This window comes from Synechococcus sp. B60.1 (assembly GCF_047462555.1).
GTDB lineage: Bacteria > Cyanobacteriota > Cyanobacteriia > Thermostichales > Thermostichaceae > Thermostichus.
The window spans coordinates 37,753-44,281 of sequence record NZ_JANSJN010000008.1 but is presented as its reverse complement, the minus strand read 5'-3'; the positions used below and the strand labels follow the sequence as shown (position 1 = coordinate 44,281).

General features: G+C 61.2%; 6 protein-coding genes. 2 read left to right on the top strand and 4 right to left on the bottom strand.

The window, feature by feature from the left end:
* Positions 1-223: 223 nt before the first annotated feature.
* Positions 224-1,261 (top strand): hemolysin family protein, encoded by a 1,038-nt coding sequence (locus NW863_RS01800; protein WP_414364050.1) that lies wholly within the window; start codon positions 224-226, stop codon positions 1,259-1,261.
* A gap of 9 nt (positions 1,262-1,270) precedes the next feature.
* Here NW863_RS01800 and NW863_RS01795 read toward each other — a convergent pair whose 3' ends face one another.
* From NW863_RS01795 to bioB, 3 genes are all read right to left on the bottom strand, one after another.
* A complete protein-coding gene (locus NW863_RS01795) occupies positions 1,271-1,558 on the bottom strand; it encodes a 2TM domain-containing protein (RefSeq protein WP_414364049.1) in 288 nt (95 codons plus the stop codon).
* A gap of 109 nt (positions 1,559-1,667) precedes the next feature.
* The gene (locus NW863_RS01790) at positions 1,668-3,740 is read right to left on the bottom strand and encodes an ATP-binding protein (protein WP_414364048.1); all 2,073 of its coding nucleotides are present in this window, start codon (positions 3,738-3,740) and stop codon (positions 1,668-1,670) included.
* 160 nt (positions 3,741-3,900) lie between these two features.
* Complete coding sequence (gene bioB, locus NW863_RS01785) at positions 3,901-4,833, bottom strand: biotin synthase BioB (RefSeq protein ID WP_414364056.1); 933 nt, start codon at positions 4,831-4,833, stop codon at positions 3,901-3,903.
* A gap of 109 nt (positions 4,834-4,942) precedes the next feature.
* Between bioB and NW863_RS01780 the strand changes: the two genes are divergently transcribed.
* On the top strand, positions 4,943-5,938 hold the full coding sequence (locus NW863_RS01780) for a deoxyhypusine synthase family protein (RefSeq protein ID WP_414364047.1): 996 nt from the start codon (positions 4,943-4,945) through the stop codon (positions 5,936-5,938).
* A gap of 22 nt (positions 5,939-5,960) precedes the next feature.
* On the opposite strand, the gene NW863_RS01775 is transcribed toward NW863_RS01780, so the two are convergent.
* Positions 5,961-6,527: an ankyrin repeat domain-containing protein gene (locus NW863_RS01775; RefSeq protein WP_414364046.1), complete on the bottom strand. Its 567-nt coding sequence runs from the start codon at positions 6,525-6,527 to the stop codon at positions 5,961-5,963.
* Positions 6,528-6,529 lie beyond the last annotated feature (2 nt).

Genomic DNA, 6,529 nt, shown 5'->3' with positions numbered 1-6,529 from the left:
GGCAGAAGAAGAGACAAAAGCTCTGCTGTCAAGCGGGTGAGGAAACCCCACCCGCCTACGCGGTGGGGTAGTTCATTTCTGAGGTGTTGGGCCTTGTGGGGTGGGGCGATGCGCTTGGCCAGAACCGCTAAGGTAGGAATCCCGTTGACGAAGAGATACTGGCCTGCCCTGCTCCCCCTAGGCCGAAACCACCCGTGTCCGGCTCTGGGTAGCCGCGAGCACTATGGGTAATACACTCCTCCTGGCTTTTTTGCTTCTCCTCTCAGGGGCCTGCTCCGGGGCGGAAACCGCCATCACGGCCATGGACAACTTGCGCTTGGAGTCCCTGATCGAAGAACAAGGGGATCCACAAGGCCTCTATCGGCTGGCGCAACAACAGCGATCCCGGCTGATCACCACCTTGCTGCTGGTGAACAACTTCGTCAACATTGGCATCGCCGCCCTGGCCACCACCATCTCTATTGAGCTACTGGGATCCCAGTTTGGAGCTTTGGCCGCCACCGTGCCCACCACGATCCTGGTGCTCCTGTTTGGAGAAGTAGCCCCAAAGTCCCTGGCGGTGAGTCATCCCCTGGGGGTGTTCCGCTGGGTGGTGCGGCCTGTTCATGTCCTCTCGGTGCTGCTGCGCCCTTTTACCGACGCCTTTGAATGGATTGTCAGCAGACTCTTTAACCTGTTAGAGCTCTCGCCGCTGACGGCCACCGCTTCCCTCAAGGATTTGGAGCTGCTGATCGACGTGCTGGGGCAGCGGGGGCTGCTGGATTGGCAAAAGCGGCGCCTGTTCCGAGGCGCCTTGGCTTTGGATTTGCTCCAGGCGGGAGATGTGGCCAAACCTAGGGTAAAAATGGAGACCATCTCCCACGATAAAACCCTGCAGGATGTGGTGAAGCTCTGCCTGGAAACAGGCTACTCCCGCATCCCTGTGCAAGGAGAATCCAAAGACGAGATCGTCGGCGTCATTCACCTCAAGCAGGCTCTGCGCTACCTGGAGCAAAAGGGCAACGCTGAGGTCACCAAGGCCATGTCTCCGCCTTTTTTTGTGCCCGATACCAAGCGTGTCAGCCTGCTGCTCAAGGAAATGCTGCGCTCCCGCCAACACCTGGGGATCGTGGTGGATGAGTTTGGCGGCACCACCGGCTTGATCACGCTGGAGGACATTTTGGAAGAGCTGGTGGGAGATATCTACGACGAAAGTGATCTCTCCCCCCTGCTGCTGCAGCGACAACGGCGACAGCGCCCCTCCTCTTCTGGATCCCCCTAAGGGAGGCTGCTAGCCAGCTTCTGCAGAGTCTTGGTTGGCTTCGGGGGAGGGGCCCGGATCGGCGGGGTAACGGGCAACAAAAAAGATCCAGAAGCTGTGGATCCCTACGCCCAGACCCCACCCGCCCAATAGAGGCAGCAGCCACGGCCAATCGGCTCGGTACAACTGCTGGAAAAACACCAGTCCCGAGGCACTGCAGAGAAAAACCGCCAGATGGGCCGCGTAGGTGTAACGGTCATCCAGCTTGCGAAACTCAGGATCCCGACGGGAGGGCTTGCGGGGCCAGCGAGGTGGCATGGCAAAACTGGGCAGTTAAAACCTTCTTTACTGTAGAACAACCCTGGACAGGGATCCCTGCGGCTCGGGGCCTAACCCCAGTGGGTTGCCCGGCGTCTGCTTTCCAAGTTTAGGAGGTTGGGTGGGGCCGCTCCCGCCAGCGGCAACTGGGGGGATCCGTTTCGCCGGGCTGGGTGGCAAACTCCAGCGGCCCGTTTTCGGTGTATAGGTGCAGGTCGAACCAGAAGGTGGATCCCTGTTCCAGCTTGCTTTCCAGGCAGATGCGGGTGTAGTGCTTCTCCAGAATGTTGCGCACAATGGCCAGGCCCAGGCCGGTGCCCTCCAAAGTGTGGACGCGGTTCTCGACGCGGAAAAAGCGGTCGAAGATCCGCTCTTGATCCTCCGGGGCGATGCCGATGCCCGTATCGGCCACCGCCACCCGCACCGCCTGCGGGGATCCATCCGCCTGCACCACCAGGTGGGCATGCACCGTCACCAGACCTCCCGACGGCGTGAACTTGAGAGCGTTGCCCAAAAGATTGGTCATCACCTGCAGCAGCAGATCGTAGTTGCCCCACACCAGGGGCAGATCCGGATCGACAAACTTGCGCAACTGGATCCCTTTGTCGCGGGCTTGCAGGTGGTGGGTGCGCAGGGTCTGCTCGATCACCGCCGCGATATCGACGGCCTCGAAGTGGTACTGCTTGCCCGACTCCAGACGCGACAAATCCAACACATCGTTGACCAAGCGGGTGAGGCGATCGGTTTCGCGGTTGGCAATTTCCAGATAGTCCAGCCGCTCCTCTGGCGACATCTGCTCGCCGTACTCGTAGAGGGTCTCGATAAAAGACTTAATACTAAAGAGGGGGGTACGCAGCTCGTGGCTGATGTTGCTGATGAACTGGGCCTTGGCCTCGTTGAGCTCCACCTCGCGGGTGATGTCCTGTACCGTCATTACAATCCCCTTGAGGTTTTGCCGCCGCGGGTCGGATACCGGCGACAGCAGGATGCGAACGACGCGCTTGATGGGGCCGCTGAGGTTGACGCGAATTTCCTCTGCCTCTTGATCCCCGCGGGCAATTTGCATCAGGGGGCGGGCCAACTGCTGCCGCAGATCCTCCGGCAACAGCTCCGGCAAAGGCTTGCCCAAGACGGGATCCCCTTCCCAGCCGAACATGCGAGAGGCCGCCGGGTTGAGCAGCAGCACCCGAAACTCGGCATCCAACAAAATGGCGGCATCGACGATAGAGAAAACCAACGTCTCCAACTTGGCTTTGGCGGCGGCCAGTTCTTCGATGTTCTGCTCTTCGTAGCTCTGCAGCCGCTCCGCCATCTCGTTAAAGCTGTCGATGAGCTGGGCCAGCTCTCCCCCAAAGGGCAGGTCGATGCGCTGCTTGAAGTTGCCCTTGGTGATCTCCTGGACGCCCTTGACCAGTTCTTTGATGGGGTAGGTGATGGTGAGGGCATTGACCACGGATCCCAGGATGGCCAGAACCCACACTGCCAAAAACACCCCAATCGAGACCTCCCGCGCCAGTTGCGTGGAGCGCACGAGGGCGGGGTTGGGGTTGATGCCGAGGCCAAGGGTGCCCAAAAAGCGGCCCTGATGATAGATGCCGACAAAAATGTCCGTCACCCGCCCGGCGGGGGTGAGGTGGGTGCGCACCAGCGGCTGGCCCTCGGCAGGCGGGCGGTTGTCCGGCAGTTGGATGCGGCGGGTAAGGCTGAGGGAGGTTTTCACCTCCTGGTTGGAAAACGGGATCCCGTAGTAGATGTTCCCTTCCGGGTCGGCGTAGAGCAAATAGCGGATGCTGCTGGTGCTCTCAAAATATTGCCGCGACAGTTGGGCCACTTCGCCGATGCGATCTTCGGCAATCAGGGGAGCGACATTGGCTGCCAACAGCAATCCCAGATCCCGGCCAAAGCGGGCCTCGTTGAAGCGGGCATCCTGCTGCACAGTGCTGATGGCCCAGAAGGTGAAGCTGCTCACCACCAGCGAGACCACCAGCGTGGCCACAAAGAGCAACTGGGTCTCCAGGCGCAGCTTGTGTTTCCAGCGCGCCCACCAGCGCCGCAGGGATCCCCAAAAGCCCCCTCCCCTTGTCGGCTCCGCAGTCTCCCCAGGTGAGGGCTCTGGAGGAGAAGAAGCTGACTCAGGCGATTGGACGTTGACAAGGGGCTCGACAGTGCTGACAGGAGACATGAACCCGACGTAACAACCCTGGAGAACGCTGTCGCCACCATTTTGACATGGCTGCCGACAGGGTTAAGAAAGGGTTAGATTTTCTGAAAAGATTGTTACAACAGAAGGGACACGCCTAGATCTCCAACTAGGGATCCTAAAGGCGCAAAAGGAAATGCTTCTAGAGGGGTTGCAGGCCTAGCTTCTCAAGCAAAGCCGCATCGGCGGCCGAGCCTGGGTTAGGCGTGGTCAACAACTTTTCGCCGGTGAAGATGGAATTGGCGCCTGCTAAGAAGCACAGCGCCTGGTCGCTCTCGGACAGGTTTTTCCGCCCTGCCGAGAGCCGGATCTGGGCTCTGGGCAGCAGCAGCCGAGCCGTGGCGATGGTGCGCACCAACAGCAGCGGATCGGGAGGGGGAAGCTGGCCCAGGGGCGTGCCAGCCACCGGCACCAGCGCGTTGATAGGTACCGAAGTCGGCGGGGGCGTCAGGTTGGCCAAAACATGCAGTAGGGCGATGCGGTCTTCGTCGGTCTCCCCAAGGCCGACAATGCCGCCACAGCAGATCTGCAGGCCGGCTGCCCCCACATGGGCCAGAGTCTCCAGGCGATCCTGGTAGGTGCGCGTCGTGATGATGCGGGGGTAGAACTCCGGCGAGGTGTCCAGATTGTGGTTGTAGGCCGTCAGCCCAGCCGCCGCCAACTGCTGCGCCTGAGCAGCCGACACCATCCCCAAAGTGACACAGGCTTCCATCCCCAGCTCGCGCACCGTGCGCACCATCTCCAGCACCCGCTCAAACGCCTCCCCTTCCGGGGCTGACCGCCAAGCAGCGCCCATACATAGCCGGGTGGCACCGGCTTTTTGAGCAGCCATGGCCTGCTCGCGCAGCGAATCCAGGGAGATCAAGGGGTAGGTCTCGATCCCTGTCGAGTAGCGGGCGCTTTGGGGGCAATAGGCGCAGTCTTCCGGGCAGCCGCCCGACTTGATGTTGACAAGGGCGCAGAGTTGAACCCGGTTGGGAGGGTGGTGCTGTCGGTGCACCGCTTGCGCCTCGAACACCAACTGCAGCAGCGGCCGATGGTAGATTTCGCGAACGTACTCCAGAGCAATGGCCATGCCGGCAATGTCCAAAACTCCCTAAAAGCTTGCCAGCGCTCTTAGGCTTGGTTAGGATGTAAAATCCGTGCTTTGGGAAGGCGAACCCGTCTCGCTTAGGAACTCAACAATGATAACCCCAGAAGCAGTGGCCAAAGGCCCTATCAGCCAATTTGTTGAGCATCACTTTCGCCACTTTAACGCCGCCGCCCTGGTGGATGCGGCCAAGGGCTACTGTGCTCACCTGGAAAAAGGCGGCAAGATGATGGTGACCTTAGCCGGTGCCATGAGCACGGCAGAGCTGGGGCTCTCCCTGGCCGAGATGATCCGCCAGGACAAGGTGCACGCCATCTCCTGCACCGGCGCCAACCTGGAGGAAGACATCTTCAACCTCATCGCCCACGACTTCTACGAGCGGGTGCCCAACTACCGCGACCTCAGCCCGCAGCAGGAGCAGGAGCTGCTGGAGCGGCACATGAACCGGGTAACGGATACCTGCATCCCGGAAGAAGAGGCAATGCGGCGCCTGGAAAAAGCTCTGCTGGAAGAGTGGATCGCTGCCGACCAGGCCGGGGAGCGCTACTTCCCGCACGAGTTCATCTACCGCATCCTGCGCAGCGGCCGGCTGGAGCCCTACTACCAGATCAATCCGCGGGATTCCTGGGTTTACGCGGCCATGGAGGCCAACTTGCCCATCTACGTGCCGGGCTGGGAGGACTCCACCACCGGCAACATGTACGCTGCCCACTGCATTACTGGTGAGATCCGCCATGTCCACACCGTCCGCACGGGCATTGAGTACATGATCCACCTGGCGGACTGGTACACACGTACCTCGGCAGAGTGCTCCATCGGCTTCTTCCAGATTGGCGGCGGCATTGCTGGCGATTTTCCCATCTGCGTGGTCCCCATGCTGCACCAAGACCTGGGCCGCAAAGGGATCCCCCTGTGGGGCTATTTCTGCCAGATCAGCGACTCCACCACCAGCTACGGCTCCTACTCGGGGGCAGTGCCCAATGAGAAGATCACCTGGGGCAAGCTGGGGGTTGACACACCTAAGTTCGTCATCGAGTCGGATGCTACCATCGTGGCGCCTTTGATTTTTGCCTGGGTGCTGGGGTGGTAGAATCCCGCTTCAGGATAGACGATCAGCGAGGCTGGGGCTGACCTGAGGTAGGACGGGGCCATTGGGAGAGCAGAATCGCAGCTTCCCAGCGCCTCATGTCCTGGGCAATGCGCAGGGGGGTGAGGCCGTAGCCGTCCGGCTCGTCAATCTCGGAGCCATGCTCCAGCAGCAGCCGCACCACCTCGGGGTTGCCCGACCAAGCGGCAAAATGTAGGGGCAGGCCGCCGGCCCCGAAGCGGGCATTGACGTTAGCACCTCCCTCGAGCAAAGCCTTGGTCACTTCAGGATTGCCCAGGCGGGCAGCTTGGTGGAGGGGGCTGGCTCCGCCGCGATCTAACCGGTTGGGATCCGCCCCAGCGGCCAGCAAAAGGCGGGTGTTGAGGCCACTTTCGACGAAGAACAGAGCCGTCTTGCCCCGCTCCTCGACGACATTGGCGTCTTTCCCCAGCCAGAGAGCCAGTTGCAGCCGCAGCGGGTTGGCGGTGGCCAGGACTTGCGGATCTTCTGGCAGGGAGTAGCCGTAGAACCCCAGCCCCCCTACCAGCAGGGATCCCAGCCCGGCACCCACAGCCCACCACCTACGCTCCATGG

Excerpts from the sequence above, each read along its gene's own strand:
- NW863_RS01780 (WP_414364047.1), top strand. The coding sequence starts at position 4,943 with ATGATAACCCCAGAAGCAGTGGCCAAAGGCCCTATCAGCCAATTTGTT.
- bioB (WP_414364056.1), bottom strand. The coding sequence starts at position 4,833 with ATGGCCATTGCTCTGGAGTACGTTCGCGAAATCTACCATCGGCCGCTG.
- NW863_RS01795 (WP_414364049.1), bottom strand. The coding sequence starts at position 1,558 with ATGCCACCTCGCTGGCCCCGCAAGCCCTCCCGTCGGGATCCTGAGTTT.
- NW863_RS01775 (WP_414364046.1), bottom strand. The coding sequence starts at position 6,527 with ATGGAGCGTAGGTGGTGGGCTGTGGGTGCCGGGCTGGGATCCCTGCTG.
- NW863_RS01790 (WP_414364048.1), bottom strand. The coding sequence starts at position 3,740 with ATGTCTCCTGTCAGCACTGTCGAGCCCCTTGTCAACGTCCAATCGCCT.
- NW863_RS01800 (WP_414364050.1), top strand. The coding sequence starts at position 224 with ATGGGTAATACACTCCTCCTGGCTTTTTTGCTTCTCCTCTCAGGGGCC.